Below are 18599 nucleotides of genomic sequence, written 5' to 3'. Positions count from 1 at the left end.
GCGTCAGGCGTTGGAGCGCCGACGCCCGGCGAGTACGCCGTAGGCGACGCCCGCCGCGCCGACCACGATGCCGACGATGCCCAGGACGCGGGCGGTGGTGTCGGTGCCGTCGGAGGAGCCGGTGTCGGAGGCGGTGGTCTTGGCGGCGGCCTTCTCGGCCGACGCGGAGTCGGAGGCCTTGTCGCCCGACGAGCCGTGGTGCCCGTCCTCGGAGGCGGCGGACAGCTCCAGCACCGGGGCCGGGTTGTCGGGCTCCTCCTTGCCCTCCTGCGGCACCTCGATCCAGCGGACGACCTCCTTGTTGGAGTACGTCTGCAGGGCCTTGAAGACGAGTTCGTCGGCGTCCTCGGGCAGGGTGCCGATGGAGACCGGGAACTTCTGGAAGAAGCCGGCCTTGATGCCGTCGCCGTCGGCGGTCCAGGTGACCTTGGTGACGGCCTCGGAGATCTTCTCGCCGTGCATCTCCAGCGGCTTGTCCAGCTTGGACTTGGTGACCTTGATGTCCCAGCCGGGCACCGGCTCCGGCATGACCGAGGCCAGCGGGTGGTCGGTGGGGAAGTTGACCTCGAGCTTCGTCGTCGAGGCGTCGTCGCGCTCGTTGGGGACCTTGAAGTCCACGACCGCGTAGCCGCCCTTGGCGGCTTCCCCTTCGGGCTGCACGGTGACATGCGCGAAGGCGGGGGCGGACAGGGCGAGAACGGTGACACCGGCGGCGGCACCGGCCGCGGCGATACGGGAAACCTTCATGGAGGGAGCACTCCGCTGTGAGTCGGTCGGGATGAGGAAGAGGGATGCGCGCACGCGCGCGTGCCGCACGACGGCGGCTCCCCTCCGAGCCGTCCGGAAATCCGGGAATCAGAAGAATCCGGACAATCCGAAGAAGCGGAGTGGTGGTCGCGTCGCGTCAGGCGGCGAGGGCGAGTGCGGCTGCGGGAGCGGTGAAGGCCGGAGGGCCCCGCCGGATCACCGTGTGCTGCAGTGCGGTGGTGCACGGCATCTCGGGCACGGACCGCACGGCGTGAGCGGGGCACGGACGTGCCTCCGGCGCCCCCGGGAGTCCGGCACGCAGGGCGCGCACCAACGCGAACGCCGCCCGCAGGGAGCGCATCGGCGCCCCTTCGGTGACGCCCTGCGCCGACAGTTCGGTGAGCCGCAGCAGCGCCAGGTCGCCGTGGCGCAGCAGCCAGCCGGCGGCGATCGCCGCGAGGACATGGCCGAGCAGCATCGACAGGGACGGCCACAGCGAGGCCGGTGCGGCATCCGCGACTATGTGCGTGTGAGCGTCGCCCGTCGGCTGGAGCCGGGCGTCGGTGAGGATCTTGTGGGCCTGCGCCGGGCTGATCGCCGCCACCGTGGTGCCGCACAGGAGCCGCGCGGCCTGCTGGACCAGCGCGGCGTCGCTCGCGCCGGCCGGCACCGAGGACGTGGTGGCGGCGGCCGTACCGTGCTGCCCCAGCCCGAACAGGGTGTGCAGCACCATCTGGCCGACCGCGAGCAGTGCCGCGATGCCCGACAGTGAACGCACGCGCCCCGCGAGTGGGGCCGCCACCGCGGCCACCCCGAGGAACCCGGCGCCCAGCGTCCACAGCGGAATGCCCTCGCATGACGCCAGCACGTGACCTGCCCCGGCCAGCACGACGCAGACCGCGGCGAACACCGCGGCCCGCAGGATCCGGAGCGGGTGTCCGGAGCGCGTCGCGCGCGCGTGGGGGGCAGTCATGGCGGGCTCATCATCGCACTGGCCCCGCGGGCCTCGTGCGGCAGGTCCGCAAGATGCCGTACGACCGGAACGTCACCCTCTGGCCCCGCACGCCCCCACTTACACCAATGTTGGCTCCTGCATACACCGACCAGGACCAGGGCGCATCCGCCGTATGGGCGGCGTCACGTCAACTTCACGCTTACATGCGGGGACTCGGGGCAATACGTAACGGTATGTCGAGCCGCGGCCAGGAGGCTGGAGCATGAGCATCTGGTGGTCACTCCATCTGCGGCGCGAAGCTGCCAGCGTGCCCCTCGCCAGGCGCCTGCTCATCGGCACGATGGAGACCGCGGGCGTCGACCCCGACATCTCCTACGATCTCTCCGTCGCCCTCAGTGAGGCCTGCGCGAACGCCGTGGAGCACGGTGGGGACATGGCACGCGGCGGCTCCGGTTCGGAGGCGTACCGGGTTACGGCCTACCTCGACGGTGAGAAGTGCCGGATCGAGGTCGCCGACGCGGGCCCGGGTTTCCCGACGCCCCCCGCCGCCCGGCCCCGCCCGCCGATCCGGCCCGCGCACTCCGACGCGGAGAACGGCAGAGGACTGTGCCTCATCCAGGAGCTCGCCGACCACGTCCACATCGGCAACAAGCCGGGCCGGGGCGGTGCCGTGGTGAGTTTCGACAAGGTCCTCAAATGGCGCGAGGGTGCCGCGCCGCTGATGGCGGTCTGACACCGCGGTGGTGTTTCACGTGAAACACCACCGCCGTTGAAACACCACCGCCGTGTTTCACGTGAAACATCCCGCGAGAGTTCTGCCGCCCTGAGCCCCTACAGCGCACTCCAGTCCAGCGTCGTCCGTGCCAGCCCCGCCACCTGCGTGAGCAACGCCAGCCGGGCCGCACGGACCGCCTGCTCGGGGTCCATCACCAGCACCTCGTCGAAGAAGGCGCTGATCGCCTCGACCAGCGGCCCGGAGACCTCGATCAGTGCCCCGAGGTCGTCCTCACGGCCCTGCAACGCCTGGCGTACGGCCTCGGCGCTCTCGGCGAGGCGCAGTTCGGCGGGTGCGGTCAGCAGGGACAGGTCGGCCGCCTCGACGCCGCCCTCGGGGAGGATGCGCACGACCCGCTGGAACGCGGCGGCGAGTGCCTCGAACGCCTCCGTGCCGATGTGCCGCTCCAGCGTGGCCAGCGTCCGGTCGCCGTGGGCGGGCCGGTCGGCCCACACCAGGACGGCCTGGACGAGCCGGTATTCGTGCCCGGCGTCCGTGAGCTGCTGCTCATAGCGCCGGGTGATCAGCTCGGCGGCCTCGGCGACCCGCTCGACCGGCACCTCGACGCCCTGCGCCGCATACCGTACGGCCGCCGCGCGCAGCCCGTCGCTGACCCGCACCCCGGCCACCGCGGGCAGGCTCCGCAGCACGTTGAGCAGGCCGATCGCGGCCCGGCGCACCCCGTACGGATCGGAACTCCCGGTCGGTGCGGCCCCGATGATGAACATGCCCGTCACCAGGTCGAACCGGTCGGCGAGGGACAGCACGGCACCCGCGTCCCCGGCGGGAAGGGCGCCGCCGGCGGAGCGCGGCAACTCCATCTCGGCGAGGGCCCGGGCGACCTCCGCGGACTCGCCGGCCCGGCGGGCGTACTCCTCGGCCATCACCCCGGCCAGTCCCGAGAACTCGATCACCATCTGGGAGGCCAGGTCGAACTTCGCCAGTGCGCCGGCGCGACGGACGACGTCCACCGTCTCCTGAGCCAGCCCGGCCCGCCCGGCCAGATCGAGGGAGAGGACGCCGAGGCGCTCGGCGCGGTCGGCGACCGTACCGAGCCGGTCCTCGAAGGTCAGCTTGTCCAGCCGGCTCCGGAACTCCGCCGGCGGCACCTTCAGATCCGCCCGCCAGAAGAACGCGGCGTCCTCGTAACGGGCCCGCAGCACCGCCTCGTTGCCCGCCCGCACCACGTCGTCGTCGCACAGGGCGTTGGCGAAGGTGACGAAGTGCGGCATGAGGCGCTCGCCGTCCAGCACCGGCAGATAGCGCTGGTGCTTGCGCATCACCGTGGTCAGGACACTCGCGGGCAGTTCGAGATAGCGCTCGTCGAACGACCCCCGCACGGCGTACGGGAACTCCAGGATGTCGGTGATCTCATCGATCAGTCCGGCCTGGCCCTCCACGTCGATCCGCCCGCCGACCTCGGCCGCCGCCTCCACGGCACCGCGCACGACCGCGCCGCGCCGGGACTCCCGGTCGAGCAGGATGCCGTGCATGTGCAGGAAGTGCGGGTAGCCCTCGGCGGCAGTCACCCGGACCTCCGGATAGGGGGCCTGGCGCTGCACCCGCGTCGTGTCGCCCGCGGAGAGGGAGGAGACCACCACGGGCAGGGGAGTTCGCCCCAGCAGCGCGAGCAGCCAGCGCACGGGACGCGAGAACGACAGCCCCGGGTCGCTCCACCGCATGTTGCGCCCGGCCCGCAGCCCGGACACGACCTCGGCCAGCAGCTCGCTGAGCACCTCGACGGCCGAGCGCCCCTCCTCGTGCCGGGTGAGCGCCACATACTCGACCCCCTTGACGTCGACGATCCGCACGTCCGTCGGTTCGGCGCCCTGGCTGCGGGCGAAGCCCAGCAACGCCGGGGTGGGAGCGCCCTCCTTGAAGGCGGCGGCGACCTTCGGCCCGCGCACGGTGCGCATCGTGTCCCGTTCACGCGGCTGCACGCCGTCGACCGTGATGACGATCCGGCGCGGTGTGGCCATCACGGTGATCGCGCCGTGCCCCAGCCGTGTGTCGGCCAGCTTCGCGGTGACCGACTCGCGCACCGCCTCGGTGGTGGCGGGCACGTCGGCGTACGGCAGTTCCTCCACGCCGATCTCGAAGAGCAGCGTCTCGACGCCGGGCACCTTGGGCAGCGTGGGCCGCTCGGCCAGTGCCGGTGTGGCCGCCACGCCGAGCGGATACTCCAGCACTGCCCGCCGCCGCTCCCACAGCTTCGCCGACTCGTGGGTCAGACCGCGCATCAGCGAGAACGCCTTGGCCCGCTCGGTGGTGCTGATGGCGCCGCGCGCGTCGAGCACGTTGAAGGTGTGGCTGCACTTGAGCACGTACATGTACGCCGGGACCGGCAGCTCCAGGTCGAGCAGGCGCCGGGCTTCGGCCGCGTACGCCTCGAAGAGCCGGTGGTTGGTGTCGAGGTCGGCGTCGTCGAGGTAGTAGCGGCTCATCTCGTACTCGTTCTGGCCGAACACCTCGCCGTACGTGATGCCCGGCGCGTAGACGATGTCCTTGAAATGGGACACGCCCTGAAGGTTCATCAGGATGCGTTCGAGGCCGTACGTGATCTCCACCGACACCGGATCCAGGGCGACACCGCCGACCTGCTGGAAGTAGGTGAACTGGGTGATCTCCATGCCGTCCAGCCAGACCTCCCAGCCCAGCCCCCAGGCGCCGAGCGCGGGCGAGGCCCAGTTGTCCTCGACGAACCGGACGTCGTGCGCGCCGAGGTCGACGCCGAGCGCCCTCAGGCTGCCCAGATACAGCTCCTGCGGGTTGCCGGGGTCGGGCTTGAGAATGACCTGGAACTGGGTGTGCGTCTGGAGCCGGTTGGGGTTCTCGCCGTAGCGCGAGTCGTCCGGCCGCACGCTCGGCTCCACGTAGGCCACGCTCCAGGGCTCGGGACCGAGCACGCGCAGCGCCGTGGCCGGGTTGGCCGTACCGGCTCCGACCTCGGTGTTCAACGGCTGCGTGATCATGCAGCCGTTGTCGCTCCAGTACTTCTGCAGGGTGAGGACGGCGTCCTGCATGGTCAGCGCCGTCTGGACGTTCTTCATGATCGAATCGCCTGTTCCCCGAGTCGGCCCGGCAAGGTCGGCCATGATCTCATAAGCCAACTACCGCTGACCTGCTGTTTTTTAACCCACGACCCCGTTGGCCGGATGCTTCCGGTCGATTCACAGCGGGCTCTCAGCCCAGCCTCATGAACCTGACGGCCGGCGTCCCTAGGTTCCACGTCCATGACGGGAAACCACAAGAACACCACGATCACCCGGCGCCGCGCCCTGGCGGTCGCGGGCGGCACGGTCGCCGCGGGCGGCCTGGCAGCTGCCGGCTACCAGTCGGCCTTCGCGGACACGACGACCACGAGCACGGCGACGACCACGGCGACGGCCACCTCCTCCGCGAGCTCCGGCACCTGCATGGAGCTGATGTCGAGTGTCACCGAGGGGCCGTACTACCTCGACGGCGCGCTGGTCCGGAAAAACATCACCGAGGGCAAGAGCGGCGTCCCGCTGACCCTGCGCCTGACCGTCGTGGACGCCACCGACGGCTGCACCCCGGTCCCCGGCGCGGCCGTGGAGATCTGGCACTGCGACGCCTGGGGCTACTACTCCGGCTACACCACCGCCAACCCCGGCGGCTCGGCCCCGGCCGAGAGCGAGGACGGCTCCACCGCGAACGACAAGACCTATCTGCGCGGCTACCAGGTCGCCAATGCCAACGGGGTCGTCAAGTTCGAGACGATCGTCCCGGGCTGGTACACCCCCCGCACCTGCCACATCCACCTGAAGGTCCACACCGGTGGCGCGAAGGAGGACGGTACCTACGAGGGCGGCAAGGTCAACTTCACCGGCCAGCTGTTCTTCGACGACGAGATCGCCGAGTCGATCTTCGCCCTGGAGCCGTACAGCAAGCACAGCGGCAGCTACACGAAGCTCGCCGACGACATGGTCTACGACGGCGGCGGTGCGTCCAGCGGCCTGCTCACGCTCGAAGCGGTGCACAAGAAGGACCCGTCCAAGGGCTACAAGGGCTTCCTCACCCTGGGCATCGACCCGGACGCCGAGAACACGGGCGCGGGCGGCGGCGGCACACCCCCGAGCGGGGGCGGCGGCACACCCCCGAGCGGTGCCCCCGCTCCCTCGTCATCCCCCTCTTCCTCTTCCTGAGGTACGGCGATGAACAGCCGTGAGGACGAGTCGCTCGCCGAGGCCGCCGTCGACGCGCTGGTCGGCCAACTGGCCCTGGCCCCCAAGCCGGGCCTGCCCGACCCGCGTGATCTGACCGCCCGGGCCACCCACCGCGACCACAGCGCCCTGCGCTGGTCGGCCAGGGCGCTGCTGCCCGGCCTCACGGCGATGGCCGCGGCGGCCCGCCGCACGGGCGAGCCCAGCGCACGGCTCCGGGCGGACCTCGGCGCGATCGGCCGCTCCACCGAACACACGGTGGGTCTGACGGGCGGCGGCCACCGGGGCGCCCTGTGGACGCTCGGCCTGCTGGTCGCGGCGGCGGCGCTGAACCCTGGGGCGCGACCGGCCGACACGACAGCCCTGGCCAAACAGCTCGCCGCCCACCCGGACCGCCGCGCCCCCCGCCGCCCCTCACGCGGCTCCACGGTGTCGGCCCGCTACGGCGCGGCCGGTGCGAGGGGCGAAGCCAGGGCCGGCTTCCCGCACGTCCGCCGCGCCCTGACCACCCTCTCCACAGCCCGCGTCCAGGGCGCGACCGAGCCCCAGGCCCGTCTGAACGCGTTGCTCACGGTGATGTCCACACTCCAGGACACCGAACTTCTGCACACGGCGGGCCCGCTGGGCCTGCGCCATGTGCAGGCGGGGGCGCGCGGTGTCCTGGAGGCGGGAGGTACGGCGACGGAGCCGGGTACCGAGGCTCTGCGGGCCCTGGACACCGACCTCACCAGCCGTGCCTGGAGCCCGAGCGGCAGTGCGCCCCTACTGGCGGGCGCACTGTTCCTGGACTGTCTGCTCTAGTCGGTCTTCAAGGAGGCCATCCACGCCTCGACCTCGTCCGACCGTCGGGGCAGCGCCGCACTCAGATTGCGGTTGCCGTCCTCCGTGACGAGGATGTCGTCCTCGATGCGCACACCGATGCCCCGGTACTCCTCCGGCACGGTCAGATCGTCGGCCTGGAAGTACAACCCGGGCTCGACGGTCAGGCACATCCCGGGCTCCAGCACACCGTCGACGTACGTCTCGGTCCGCGCGGCAGCGCAGTCGTGCACATCCATGCCGAGCATGTGACCCGTGCCGTGCAGCGTCCACCGCCGCTGAAGCCCCAGCTCCAGCACCCGCTCCACCGGCCCCTCGACGAGCCCCCACTCGACCAGCTTCTCCGTCAGCACCCGCTGTGCGGCATCGTGGAAGTCCCGGTACTTCGCGCCCGGCCGCACGGCCGCGATCCCGGCCTCCTGGGCCTCGTACACCGCGTCGTAGATCTTCTTCTGGAGCTCGCTGAACCGCCCGTTCACCGGCAGCGTGCGCGTCACGTCCGCCGTGTAGTAGGTGTGCGTCTCCACACCCGCGTCGAGCAGCAGCAGATCACCCGAGCGCACGGGCCCGTCGTTGCGCACCCAGTGCAGCGTGCAGGCGTGCGGTCCGGCCGCGGCGATCGTGCCGTAGCCGACGTCGTTGCCCTCCACACGCGCGCGGAGGAAGAAGGTGCCCTCGATGTACCGCTCGGAGGTCGCCTCGGCCTTGTCGAGGACCTTCACCACGTCCTCGAAGCCGCGCACGGTCGAGTCGACCGCCTTCTGCAGCTCGCCGACCTCGAAGTCGTCCTTGACCAGTCGGGCCTCGGAGAGGAAGACCCGCAGCTCCTCGTCGCGCTCGGCGGTGACCTTGTCGGTCAGCGCGGCCTCGACGCCGGCGTCGTACCCGCGTACGACCCGTACCGGCCCGGTGGCCTCGCCCAGCGCACCGGCCAGCTCGCGCACGTCGGAGGCGGGGATGCCGTACAGCTGCTCCGCCTCGGTGAGCGAGTGCCGGCGGCCGACCCACAGCTCGCCCTGGCCGTCCAGCCAGAACTCGCCGTTCTCCCGGTCGGAACGCGGCAGGAGATAGATCGTCGCCTCGTGGCCCTCGTTCCTGGGCTCCAGGACGAGGACGCCGTCCTCCGTCTGGTTGCCGGTGAGGTAGGCGTACTCGACGGAGGCGCGGAAGGCGTACTCGGTGTCGTTCGAGCGGGTCTTCAGGTTGCCCGCGGGGATCACCAGACGCTCGCCCGGAAAGCGCGCGGACAGCGCGGCCCGGCGGGCGGCGGTCTCGGCGGCCTGGGGGACGGGCTGAAGGTCACGCAGTTCGGTGTCGGCCCAGCCGCTCTTCATGTTCTCGGCAAGCTCGTCGGACACGCCGGGGTACAGTCCGTTCTTCCGCTGCTTGATCGGCTCTTCGCTCTCGTCCGGGGTCGCCGGTGTGAGCTCCTCCGCCACGGTCATCCTCCTCGATACGGCACTGGACCGTCCTCCACTGTACGGCGGCGCGGAAGACGTCTCAGGGCGATGACGAGGAGCGTTACTCGAACCGCACCGTCAGCAGCACGACGTCCTCCGTACCCTCCGCCGCGTCCAGCCCGTCCGGCAGCACGCTCCGCAGGACGTGGTCGGCGATCGCGCCCGGGTCGTGCCGCAGCGCGCGCGGCACTCCGGCAGCCGCCGCGTGCAGCCGGGCGAAGGCGCGGTCCGTGGTCTCGCCGGTGCGGTGCAGCAGCCCGTCGGTGTACAGCAGAACCGTCTCTCCAGGTTCGGCGAGGATCTCCACGCTCGGCGCCTCCCAGCAGGCGAGCATGCCCAGCGGGGCGGAGACCGAGGTCTCCACGAATTCCGTGCGGCGCTGTCCGATCAGCAGCGGCGGACTGTGCCCGGCACCGGCCAGCGTGATCTTGCGGGCGGCCGGTTCGCAGTAGCCGAAGAGCGCGGTGGCCGAGCGGGCCGGCTCGGTCAGCCGCAGCAGCAGCTCCAGATCGGACAGGACCGCGACCGGATCCTCCCCCTCCATCACGGCGTACGCCCGCAGGGAAGCCCGCAACCGGCCCATGGCCGCGACCGCGCTGGGCCCCGACCCGGTGACGGAGCCGACGGCGAGGCCGAGGGCGGCGTCGGGCAGTGGCAGCGCGTCGTACCAGTCGCCGCCGGCTCGCGGGCCGGTGCGGTGCCGGGCGGCGAGCTGGACGCCGGACACCCGCGGCAGCCGCGAGGGGAGCAGCTCGTCCGACATCGTCGCCATGGCCGTACGCGTGCGCTCCAGTTCCAGGAGCCGGGCGAGGTGTTCGGCGGCGTACCGGACGTACAGCCCGATGAGGTGGCGCTGGCGCTCGCTCGGCTCGGCGGGTTCGTCGTAGAGCCAGACGGCGGCCCCGAGGCGGCCCGCGGCCCCGGTGGACAGAGGGAGGGCGAAGCTGGCGGCATAGCCGAGACGGGCCGCGACCTCGCGGTGACGGGGGTCGAGCCCCTCCGTCGCGAACAGGTCGGGCTCGGCGATCCCGTCCTCGCCGCCCGGCAGCCCGTCGAGGATCCGGCCGTAGGACAGGGCGCTGCGCGGCACGGTCTCGATGTGGCCGAGGTCGGCGCGAGCCAGGCCCAGGCCGATGGTGGTGTCCGGGCCGAGGCCGTCGCCGGGTTCCAGGACGACGAGGCCGCGCCGGGCGCCCACGAGGGCGGCGCCGGCTCGCAGCACTTCCTGGAGCGCCTCGTCGAGCACGGCCGTACGGGCCAGGCGCTCGGTCAGTTCGTGGAGAGTGGTGAGGTCGGAGACCCAGCCGGCGAGACGGTCCTGCAGTACCGCGCCGGGTGGTGCCGGGGTGTTTGCGGGGACAGCCGGGGAGGTACCCGACGCGCCGGGCGCGACAGTGTGTGCGGGTGCCGGAACCGTTGAATCGATTCCGGCCACTTTCGGAGGGTGCGGGGCGTTCATGGTCTCCGGCCTTCCGACCGGCGCGTACTGCTCAAAAGCATCGCAAACCCCCATGTCATTCTGCGCCGCCAGCAGTGTCTCCACATGTACACGCACTCGTGAGGAGATGTCCAGCATTGTCCTGCCGGGATTCCTGGTGTCCGTGAGCCCCGAGGGAGTAACTCCCCTTCCTCTTGCTGAAATGTAAAGTTGGCTTAAAACTGCAGCAGTGGACGGCTTATTGCGGTCGACTGGGCTTGCTCGACGGAGCGTCACGACGGTCGTGATGGGTACGTACTCGGTGAAGGCCAGGGGTGGTTGGGAATCACCCGGAACCTGGCGACGGACCCGGGCGTCCTATCCACCGACGACCGTGCCCCATCCTCCCGTGGCGGAGGCGGAGAGAAATACGCGCGACGGCAAACGCCATACTTCGCCACCCCTACGCCACGCCCGTGCTTTTGATACACGCAGTATGGGCGGGACGGCCGCGGAGGCAGCCAAAGCTCGACCCATAGGGGTTCCCCCTGCTTCAGGCAGGGGTGTGATGCGCCAACAGGTACGCACAGTGAAGTGATCGACACATGTTGTGATGTGGACCACGGTGTTGCCAGGCGTGCAACGGAAAGGAACGAGCGCTCATGCGCGAGATCCTCGGAAGGCGACGCAGGCTCCTGTCCAAGCGCGGTGACGGGACGCCTGAGCTGATCGGCGCGGCCCTGACCTACGCGACGGAATGGCAGTGGCCCGTACTCCCGGGCGTGGCGGCGGACCCGCAGGTGTCGGGCCGTTGCGGCTGCCCCGACGCCGAGTGCACGGTGCCCGGCGCGCACCCCTTCGACCCCGGCCTCCTCGCGGCCACCACCGACGGACGCATGATCCGCTGGTGGTGGGGCAACCGGCCCACGGCGCCGATCGTCATGGCCACCGGCGGAAAGGCGCCCTGCGCGGTCTCACTGCCCGCCCTGCCGGCCGCCCGCGCCCTGGAGGCGCTCGACCGGATGGGCATGCGGCTCGGCCCGGTCGTCGCCTCCCCCGCCCGCTGGGCGATCCTCGTGAAGCCGTACTCCATGGAGCAGCTCGGCGAACTGCTCTACGCCAAGGACTTCGTGCCCGGCTCCCTCCGCTTCCACAGCGAGGGCGGCTATCTGGCCCTGCCCCCGTCCGGGACGCCCCAGGGCGAGATCCGCTGGGAGCGGGCACCGCTGCCCGGCTCCGCCTCCCCGTGGGTGCCCGATGTCGAGGCCGTGGTGGACGCCGTGGTCGAAGCCCTCACTCGTACGGGTGTGAGCGCGCCCGAGTTCTAGGACCGTCGGGCGCGCCGGGCCCGGCGTCGGCCTCGGGGCGTTAAGTTCCGGGGTCATGCCGCGTCATGCCGGGGGCCGCTCCCGGGACCCCGAAAGGCCAGACTGCTCGCCCTCGCGGGCGTCGTGGCGGTGTGCGCGGTCGCGCTGCCGCTGGCGGTGGCGTCCGCGGGATCCGTACATTCCGATCGACATTCTGATCGGTATTCCGATCGGCATTCCGTTCGTTCGGAGGGCGCCGCCGAACGCGGTGGGCCCGCCTCCGGTTCCGGACAGGGCGAGGTGCGTCCCGCCCCGGGCGGCCCCTTCGCAGGCGCCGACGGCAAGGCGCTCGGGACGTCTCGACGCACGCCCTCCGCCGTTCCCGCCCTGCCCACGCTCGGCCAGGGCCTGGCGACCGCGGTGCGCTGCGGTCCCGAAGTCTCCTCCCCCGACGGCATCGAGGCGCAGACCTGTGTCGTGACGCAGGGTGCGCGGACCTGGGCGCGGACCTACTACCGCAACGCGACCGGCGAGGCGCTGGACGCCGTACTGACCCTGATGGAGCCCGGTGCCCGGACCGTGCGGATGACGTGTGCGGTGAGCGCCGAGGACGAGCCGCGGACATGTGAGACGCCCCGGGAGCCGGTGCGGGGGGATCTGGCGGCGTACACGGCGGTCGCGGAGTTCGCCCGGCGGGCGGGCCAGGGGCCGCTGCTGCTGCGCTCGGGTAGTAACTCACCTGCGTGGACAGGTAGTTGACGAACGGGCGCGTCCGGTGAACGGTCGCGGGCACGAAAAGACCCGGTTGCTGGCGACGGGGGATGCACCAGCAACCGGGCTACAGGAACGGTAACAAGAGATCGGCGGTTCGCAAATTCGATCTCGCCCTTTCCAGTCACCGACTGGCTTGTCTCCAGCGGGAGTTGTGAGGGCGGTCACCCGTCCCGGGCCGCGCGGGTCCGGCCGGCCGGGGTGGCGGCCGGCCGGACCCGCGCGGCGCACATCAGCTGAGCGTGACCTGCCGGTTGGTGAGGCCGCCGCGGGCGCGGCGCTCGTCCGGGGTGAGCGGCGCTTCCGTGGCCAGGGCGGCGGCGAGGCGCTCGGCGAACTCGGCCGCCGGCTTCTCCACGTCCTCGGCCGTGACCCCGCTCGGCAGGTCCCACACCGGCACTGTGAGCCCGTGAGCGCGGAAGGAGCCCACCAGGCGGGTGCCCTCGCCGAGGCTGGAGCGGCCCGCGGCGTGCAGCCGCGCGAGAGCGTCCAGAAGCTGCTCCTCGGCGTGGGGCATGACCCACCGCAGATGGTTCTTCTCCGGCGTCTCGCACCAGTAGGCGGCGTCCACGCTCTGGAGCTTGACGGTCGGGATGGCCGCGGCGTTGGCCCGCTCCAGGGAGGCGGTCACCTCCGGCGTGGCGTTCTCCGTGTCCGGGACCCAGAACTCGAATCCGCTGTGCACTTCTGGCGCGAAGGTGCCCTCAGGGTCGAGCAGATCCTGCAGCCGCGGACCGTCGGCCGGTGCGCGGCGGCCCTGCACGGGCGTACCGGGCTGGGCCTCCAGGGCGCGCTGGAGGGTGTCGGCGAGGTCGCGGCTGATGTCGCCGGACGCGGTGTCGTTCTGCAGGCCGAGCAGGACCGAGCCGTCGTCGCGGCGCAGGGCGGGCCAGGCCATCGGCAGGACCGTGGCGAGGGTGACCGCGGGGACGCCCTCGGGCAGGCCGTCCTTCAGGGGCAGCTCGACCGTGGCCGCCGGGACCAGCTCGCGCAGGGCCACCCAGTCGCACTCGCCGGGCAGGCCCTCGAAGGGGCGGTGCACCAGCTCGGTCGCGGCGTGCGACGCGGCCCGGCCGTGACAGGCCTTGTAGCGGCGGCCGCTGCCGCAGGGGCAGGACTCGCGGGCGCCTACAACCGGGACCTCGCCATCCGTGATCTGCGGGCGCTTGGCCTTCGTCTGGGGTCGCTTCTTGGCCATCGATGGGTCTCCCGGTTACGGCTCGTCTCGGACGTTCGCGAGCCTAGCCGTTCGGGCCTCGGGCGACGGGATCCTGTGGACAACACTCGATCCAGCGCGGCGGACGGGCACTCGGCCGGAGCGGTGGACGGGCACTCGATCCAGCGCGGCGTACGGGTACTCGGTCCGACGCGGGTACGGATGCTCGGTCCGACGCTCAGTCCATGTCGTCGAAGGCGTCCGCGAAGTCGAGCCCGGGTATCTGGGACACCGCCGGGGCCGCGACGCGCGTCACGAAGTCGTCGCGGCGGTGGCCGGCGTCCGGGTCGTACACGTCGTCGTGGACGATGACCCACACGGTGACCTCGCCGCGGATGTCGTCGCGGACGCCCCAGTCGTCGGCCAGCGCGGTGATGATGTTCAGCCCGCGGCCGCCGTGGGCCGTGACCGACGGGGTCGCCGGGGCGGGGCGGGTCGGGCCGCCGCCGTCCGTGACCTCGACGATGAGCCGGCCCGCCGGGTCCACGCACCACGCGGCACGGACGTCGCCGTCACCGGAGAGGGCGTCGCCGAGAGGTCTGCCGTGCTTGCACGCGTTGCTCAAAAGTTCGGAAAGGATCAATACAGCATCGTCGATGACCGAATCCGCTACGCCACCGCTGTGCAACTGTGAACGCATACGGTGCCTTGCTTTCCCCACGCCCGCAGGGCCATGGGGTACGGCCATGCTCGACGACGTGGGCACCTCTTGTGCCACCACCAACGCCACCCCCGAGACCTCCTTCGCCCCACGCCACGGTGTGGATGCCCCATTGGCCTGTACCGGAAACCGGCCAATCAACGTCCTGTGACGCATTCACCACGATCGAATACGGAACGAACGCGCCGGAGCACTCCCCGTAATCGCGTGGCTTGATTTCGTCGGTGCGGCCGGGACGGGAGGATCCCGCCCGTCAAGGTGTGGGGTCAAGAGGTGTGCGTGGGTCTGGTGGGACTTGTGTGGTCGGCCTCAGCGGCCGAGGCGGTCCAGCACGGCGCGCGGACGATTGGTGATGATGGCGTCGATTCCGAGGTCGATGCAGAGATCCACGTCCTCCGGCTCGTTCACGGTCCACACGTGCACCTGGTGGCCGGCCCGCTTCAGGCGCTCCACGTAGACAGGGTGGTTGCGCACGATCCGGATCGAGGGGCCGGCGATCCCCACGCCCGGGGGCAGTCGCCCGTCCCGCAGCCGGGGTGAGACGAACTGCGTCAGATAGACCGTCGGCAGGGTCGGGGAGGCGGCCCGCACCCGGTGCAACGAGCGGGCCGAGAAGCTCATCACCCGCACCCGGGACTCCTCGGCGGCGGCCGGGGCGTCGAGGCCGAAGCGCTTCAGCAGGGCCAGCAGCCGCTCCTCGACCTGTCCCGCCCAGCGCGTGGGGTGCTTGGTCTCGATGGCCAGTTCCACCCGGCGCCCGGCGTCGGCGACGAGTCCGAGCAACCGCTCCAGGGTGAGTACGGAGGTCGCCTCGCGGTCCTCCGGGGGGTGCTCCCAGTCGGGCTCCTCGTCGCGCCCCTTCCAGGCCTCGCGCGTCTTCCACGAGCCGAAGTCCAGGGCGGCGAGGTCGGCGAGCTCCAGGGCGGAGACCGCGCCCCGGCCGTTGGACGTACGGTTGATCCGGCGGTCGTGCACGCACACGAGGTGGCCGTCGGCGGTGAGGCGCACATCGCACTCGAGGGCGTCCGCGCCGTCCTCGATCGCCTTGGTGTACGCGGCCAGGGTGTGCTCCGGGGCGTCCTCGGAGGCCCCCGGTGGGCGACGACTTGAATCACATGCTGCCGAGCGTGGGTCACCGCGTCATGGTGCCACCGAGTCCGGGTACGCGTCCGGTCGTACGGACCCGACGGATTCACAGGTCCGGACGGAGGCATTGGAATTGCATCCTTTTCGACGGTAATGACCTATATAAAGAATGGCCGCGGACTCACAGCCACCGCTTATGGTGCTCTGACGTCCCGTGGGAAAAGCTGACGGCATACAAAGGGACAAGCACAGCTGTATCGCGCCGGACCGTCGCCAGCGTGAAAAGCGTGACCGAGTGCGACCCAGGAAAAGCAGCCGTGGATCGAGGAGAGAAGCTGTGAGCACCGAGAACGAGGGCACCGCGGTACCCCCCGCCCCGTCAGCACCCCCCGTGCCGGTGGATGCTCCCGCTGCTCCGGCGCCCCAGGGGCCGTACGGGCAGGGCGCCCGGGGGCAGGCCGCCCATGGAGAGGGCGCCGCTGGTGGCGCCGGTCATCCCGGTGACTCCTCCTCCGCCCCCGACCCTGCCTGGCCGCCGCCCCCGCCCCCGGCCACCCCGTTGTACGGCGACGGCGGTGCCGGTTACGGAGCGGGCGGCTGGGGTTCCTCCTACCAGCAGCCGGCGCCGAAGCCCGGCCGCGGCCGCAGTGGCCTGGTCGTCGCGATCCTGGCGGCCGCGCTGGTCGCGGGCGGTCTGGGCGGCGGCCTCGGCTACACCCTGGCGAAGAACAACGACGAGAGCTCCGGCTCCACGACGGTCTCCGCCTCCACCAGCGGCGGCGACGTCAAGCGCGACCCGGGCACGGTCGCGGGCGTGGCCGCCAAGGCGCTGCCGAGCACGGTCACGATCGAGGCCGAGAGCAACAGCGGCGAGGGCGGCACCGGCACGGGCTTCGTCTTCGACAAGCAGGGCCACATCGTCACCAACAACCACGTGGTGGCGGGAGCGGTGGACGGCGGCAAGCTCACCGCCACCTTCCCGAGCGGCAAGAAGTACGACGCCGAGGTGGTCGGCCACGCGCAGGGCTACGACGTGGCGGTCATCAAGCTCAAGGAGGCCCCCTCCGACCTGAAGCCCCTCACCCTCGGCGACTCCGAGAAGGTGGCCGTCGGTGACGCGACCATCGCGATCGGCGCCCCCTTCGGTCTGTCCGACACGGTGACGACGGGCATCATCAGCGCCAAGAACCGTCCGGTCGCCTCCAGCGACGGCAGCGGCAGCCAGGCGTCGTACATGAGCGCCCTGCAGACCGACGCCTCGATCAACCCGGGCAACTCCGGCGGTCCGCTGCTGGACGCGCAGGGCAATGTCATCGGCATCAACTCCGCGATCCAGTCCACCGGCAACGGCGGCTTCGGCACCGGCCAGTCCGGTTCGATCGGCCTGGGCTTCGCCATCCCGATCAACCAGGCCGAGTACGTCGCCCAGGAGCTGATCAAGACCGGCAAGCCGGTGTACGCGAAGATCGGCGCGTCCGTCTCCCTGGACGACAGCTCGGACGGCGCGCAGATCACCGACCAGGGCGCGGGCGGCGCCGCACCGGTCGAGCCCGGCGGCCCGGCCGCCAAGGCGGGCCTCAAGCCCGGCGACGTCATCACCAAGCTCGATGACCGGGTGATCGACTCCGGCCCCACCCTGATCGGCGAGATCTGGACCCACAAGCCCGGCGACAAGGTCACGATCACCTACGAGCGCGGCGGCAAGCAGCAGACGGTCGACGTCACCCTCGGTTCGCGCAGCGGCGACAACTGACCCCCACCCGCGCGCACCGACCCGTTACCCTTGTCCCCGCGCCGCCGATCACGGCCGGCGCGGGGAGGCGTGCCCGAGCGGCCGAAGGGAACGGTCTTGAAAACCGTCGTGGCAGCGATGTCACCGTGGGTTCAAATCCCACCGCCTCCGCGCAGGTCATAGATGTGCTGGTCAGAAGGGGTGCCTCTCACTGAGAGGCACCCCTTCCACGTTGAGCTGTCTCACCTTGATCCGGGGCTGTCGCGTTGTGGATCACTGCGTGTGGACCAGGCGTGGACCAGATATTTGTCCGCGCAGGTCTCTCACCAGGTGTTTTGGGCCATGTGTGAGACAGCCTGCCTATGGGTGGCGCGAGGAAGCAGCTCGGTGAAGCTGTTGAGTGACTCCTTGGAGGAATGCCCCAAGTTCGTGTCGGTCCCTGCCCCGAGTCTTGAGTGCGTGGCAGTTGGGACACAGGGCCTTAACGCTCGCCGACCTGGAGTCGGACACGGCGGCTCCAGAACGCCGGGAAGCGCCGCCTCGCCGCCGCGCAGTCGCGCCGGCCCCGCTCCCGGCAGAACCGGATCGGCAACGCGGCCGCGCGCCGCGACGCCCGCGCCCTGTCCCGGGTGCGGCACTCCGACGCCTGGTTGTGGTGACGGAAGGAGCGTTCCCCCAGTTCCAGTCCTTGTGGGCCGACCACGACTGGGCCTCCGGCACCTGGTGGCCCCTTCCCTGAGCAGATCGTGTCACCCGCGATGTCACCCCGTTCGTCACCCCGCGGTGTGACGTGCCGTTCGGCGTTGCTTCCTAACGTCGGATCCCGGCGAGGCATCCGGTCGACGCCGGGGAACACCAGGGAGATCTACGTCATGCTGGAAGCACTGGCCGTCGTCGCGATCGTCGTCTACGTCGTGGGGCGCCAACTGCTCGGTGAACCGCTGCGGGGCAAGCGGGTGATCCTGCTTCCTGTCATCCTGACGGCGATCGGGGCGAAATCGCTGAGCGGGGACGTCACCCAGGCCGACGTCGGGGTTCATCGCCGTCGGCGCTGTCGGTGCCGCCGTGATCGGGATCGGCCAGGGTGCGACGCTCCGTCTGGAGCACCGCGACGGCGGCCTCTGGGGCCGGATGCCGCTGGGCGGGCTCTGGTGGTGGGCTGCCCTGATCGCGACACGGATTGCCCTGATGCTGATGGCAGGGGCGGCGGGAGCCCACGTCGCGGCCTCGACCGAGCCGATTCTTCTGACACTCGGCCTCAACCGGCTCGGCCAGGCCGCGGTCGTCACCCTTCGTGCGCACCGGTCCAGCATCCCCTTCGCTCCGGAGAAGGACGGCTCGGTGTTCCTGGGCGGCCGGGACTCGAAATCCTCCGGGGCCTCGAACCGACGTGGACAGTCGTGATCCGCTTTCTTCGGGACGGTCAGGCGGAGGAATATCGTGAGCATGTGCTGTTCGCCATGACCTGG

14 protein-coding genes, 1 tRNA gene and 1 pseudogene are annotated in these 18599 nt (G+C 71.1%); 8 read left to right on the top strand and 8 right to left on the bottom strand.

The genetic code is table 11. The annotated features are described in order from the left end of the window. Positions 1-3: 3 nt before the first annotated feature. Entirely contained in the window at positions 4-747 is a 744-nt protein-coding gene (locus ACQEV8_RS21365) for a YcnI family copper-binding membrane protein (protein WP_432962516.1), read from the bottom strand. A 157-nt stretch (positions 748-904) separates the two neighbouring features. Next, entirely contained in the window at positions 905-1720 is an 816-nt protein-coding gene (locus ACQEV8_RS21360) for a hypothetical protein (RefSeq protein ID WP_432962514.1), read from the bottom strand. A gap of 244 nt (positions 1721-1964) precedes the next feature. On the opposite strand from ACQEV8_RS21360, the gene ACQEV8_RS21355 reads away from it, so the two are divergent. After that, on the top strand, positions 1965-2435 hold the full coding sequence (locus tag ACQEV8_RS21355) for an ATP-binding protein (RefSeq protein WP_432962512.1): 471 nt from the start codon (positions 1965-1967) through the stop codon (positions 2433-2435). Positions 2436-2533: 98 nt separating this feature from the next. On the opposite strand, the gene ACQEV8_RS21350 is transcribed toward ACQEV8_RS21355, so the two are convergent. After that, entirely contained in the window at positions 2534-5527 is a 2994-nt protein-coding gene (locus ACQEV8_RS21350) for a glycine--tRNA ligase (protein ID WP_432962510.1), read from the bottom strand. Between the two features lie 183 nt (positions 5528-5710). Between ACQEV8_RS21350 and ACQEV8_RS21345 the strand changes: the two genes are divergently transcribed. Next, on the top strand, positions 5711-6643 hold the full coding sequence (locus tag ACQEV8_RS21345) for an intradiol ring-cleavage dioxygenase (protein WP_432962508.1): 933 nt from the start codon (positions 5711-5713) through the stop codon (positions 6641-6643). Between the two features lie 9 nt (positions 6644-6652). Continuing rightward, positions 6653-7462, top strand: coding sequence for a triphosphoribosyl-dephospho-CoA synthase (locus ACQEV8_RS21340; RefSeq protein WP_432962506.1), 810 nt, complete (start codon positions 6653-6655; stop codon positions 7460-7462). Here ACQEV8_RS21340 and ACQEV8_RS21335 read toward each other — a convergent pair. Together ACQEV8_RS21335 and ACQEV8_RS21330 are read right to left on the bottom strand one after the other, a co-directional pair. Beyond that, positions 7459-8925, bottom strand: coding sequence for an aminopeptidase P family protein (locus tag ACQEV8_RS21335; protein ID WP_432962504.1), 1467 nt, complete (start codon positions 8923-8925; stop codon positions 7459-7461). The two genes, ACQEV8_RS21340 and ACQEV8_RS21335, sit on opposite strands and share 4 nt — an antisense overlap. Before the next feature lie 76 nt (positions 8926-9001). Further along, entirely contained in the window at positions 9002-10516 is a 1515-nt protein-coding gene (locus ACQEV8_RS21330; protein ID WP_432962502.1) for a PP2C family protein-serine/threonine phosphatase, read from the bottom strand. Between the two features lie 503 nt (positions 10517-11019). Between ACQEV8_RS21330 and ACQEV8_RS21325 the strand changes: the two genes are divergently transcribed. Then, positions 11020-11685, top strand: a complete 666-nt coding sequence (locus ACQEV8_RS21325; protein WP_432962500.1) for a bifunctional DNA primase/polymerase — start codon at positions 11020-11022, stop codon at positions 11683-11685. 102 nt (positions 11686-11787) lie between these two features. After that, the gene (locus ACQEV8_RS21320) at positions 11788-12423 is read left to right on the top strand and encodes a hypothetical protein (protein WP_432972872.1); all 636 of its coding nucleotides are present in this window, start codon (positions 11788-11790) and stop codon (positions 12421-12423) included. A gap of 244 nt (positions 12424-12667) precedes the next feature. Here ACQEV8_RS21320 and ACQEV8_RS21315 read toward each other — a convergent pair whose 3' ends face one another. From ACQEV8_RS21315 to ACQEV8_RS21305, 3 genes and pseudogenes are all read right to left on the bottom strand, one after another. Further along, complete coding sequence (locus ACQEV8_RS21315) at positions 12668-13633, bottom strand: DUF5926 family protein (protein ID WP_432962498.1); 966 nt, start codon at positions 13631-13633, stop codon at positions 12668-12670. Between the two features lie 196 nt (positions 13634-13829). Further along, entirely contained in the window at positions 13830-14468 is a 639-nt protein-coding gene (locus ACQEV8_RS21310; protein WP_432962496.1) for an ATP-binding protein, read from the bottom strand. Positions 14469-14621: 153 nt separating this feature from the next. Next, positions 14622-15448, bottom strand: a pseudogene (locus ACQEV8_RS21305) (glycerophosphodiester phosphodiesterase). 287 nt (positions 15449-15735) lie between these two features. Here ACQEV8_RS21305 and ACQEV8_RS21300 point away from each other — a divergent pair. The 3 genes from ACQEV8_RS21300 to ACQEV8_RS21290 all read left to right on the top strand — a co-directional run bounded on the left by ACQEV8_RS21300 (position 15736) and on the right by ACQEV8_RS21290 (position 18534). Beyond that, on the top strand, positions 15736-17151 hold the full coding sequence (locus ACQEV8_RS21300; protein ID WP_432962494.1) for a S1C family serine protease: 1416 nt from the start codon (positions 15736-15738) through the stop codon (positions 17149-17151). A gap of 63 nt (positions 17152-17214) precedes the next feature. Beyond that, positions 17215-17301 (top strand) — tRNA-Ser (locus tag ACQEV8_RS21295). 894 nt (positions 17302-18195) lie between these two features. Continuing rightward, the gene (locus tag ACQEV8_RS21290; RefSeq protein ID WP_432962492.1) at positions 18196-18534 is read left to right on the top strand and encodes a hypothetical protein; all 339 of its coding nucleotides are present in this window, start codon (positions 18196-18198) and stop codon (positions 18532-18534) included. Positions 18535-18599: the final 65 nt, after the last annotated feature.

This window comes from Streptomyces sp. CA-179760 (genome assembly GCF_050937045.1).
In the GTDB taxonomy this organism is placed as follows: Bacteria; Actinomycetota; Actinomycetes; order Streptomycetales; family Streptomycetaceae; genus Streptomyces.
Note: the sequence above shows the minus strand (reverse complement) of the source record. Positions and strands in the feature narration are given on the sequence as shown.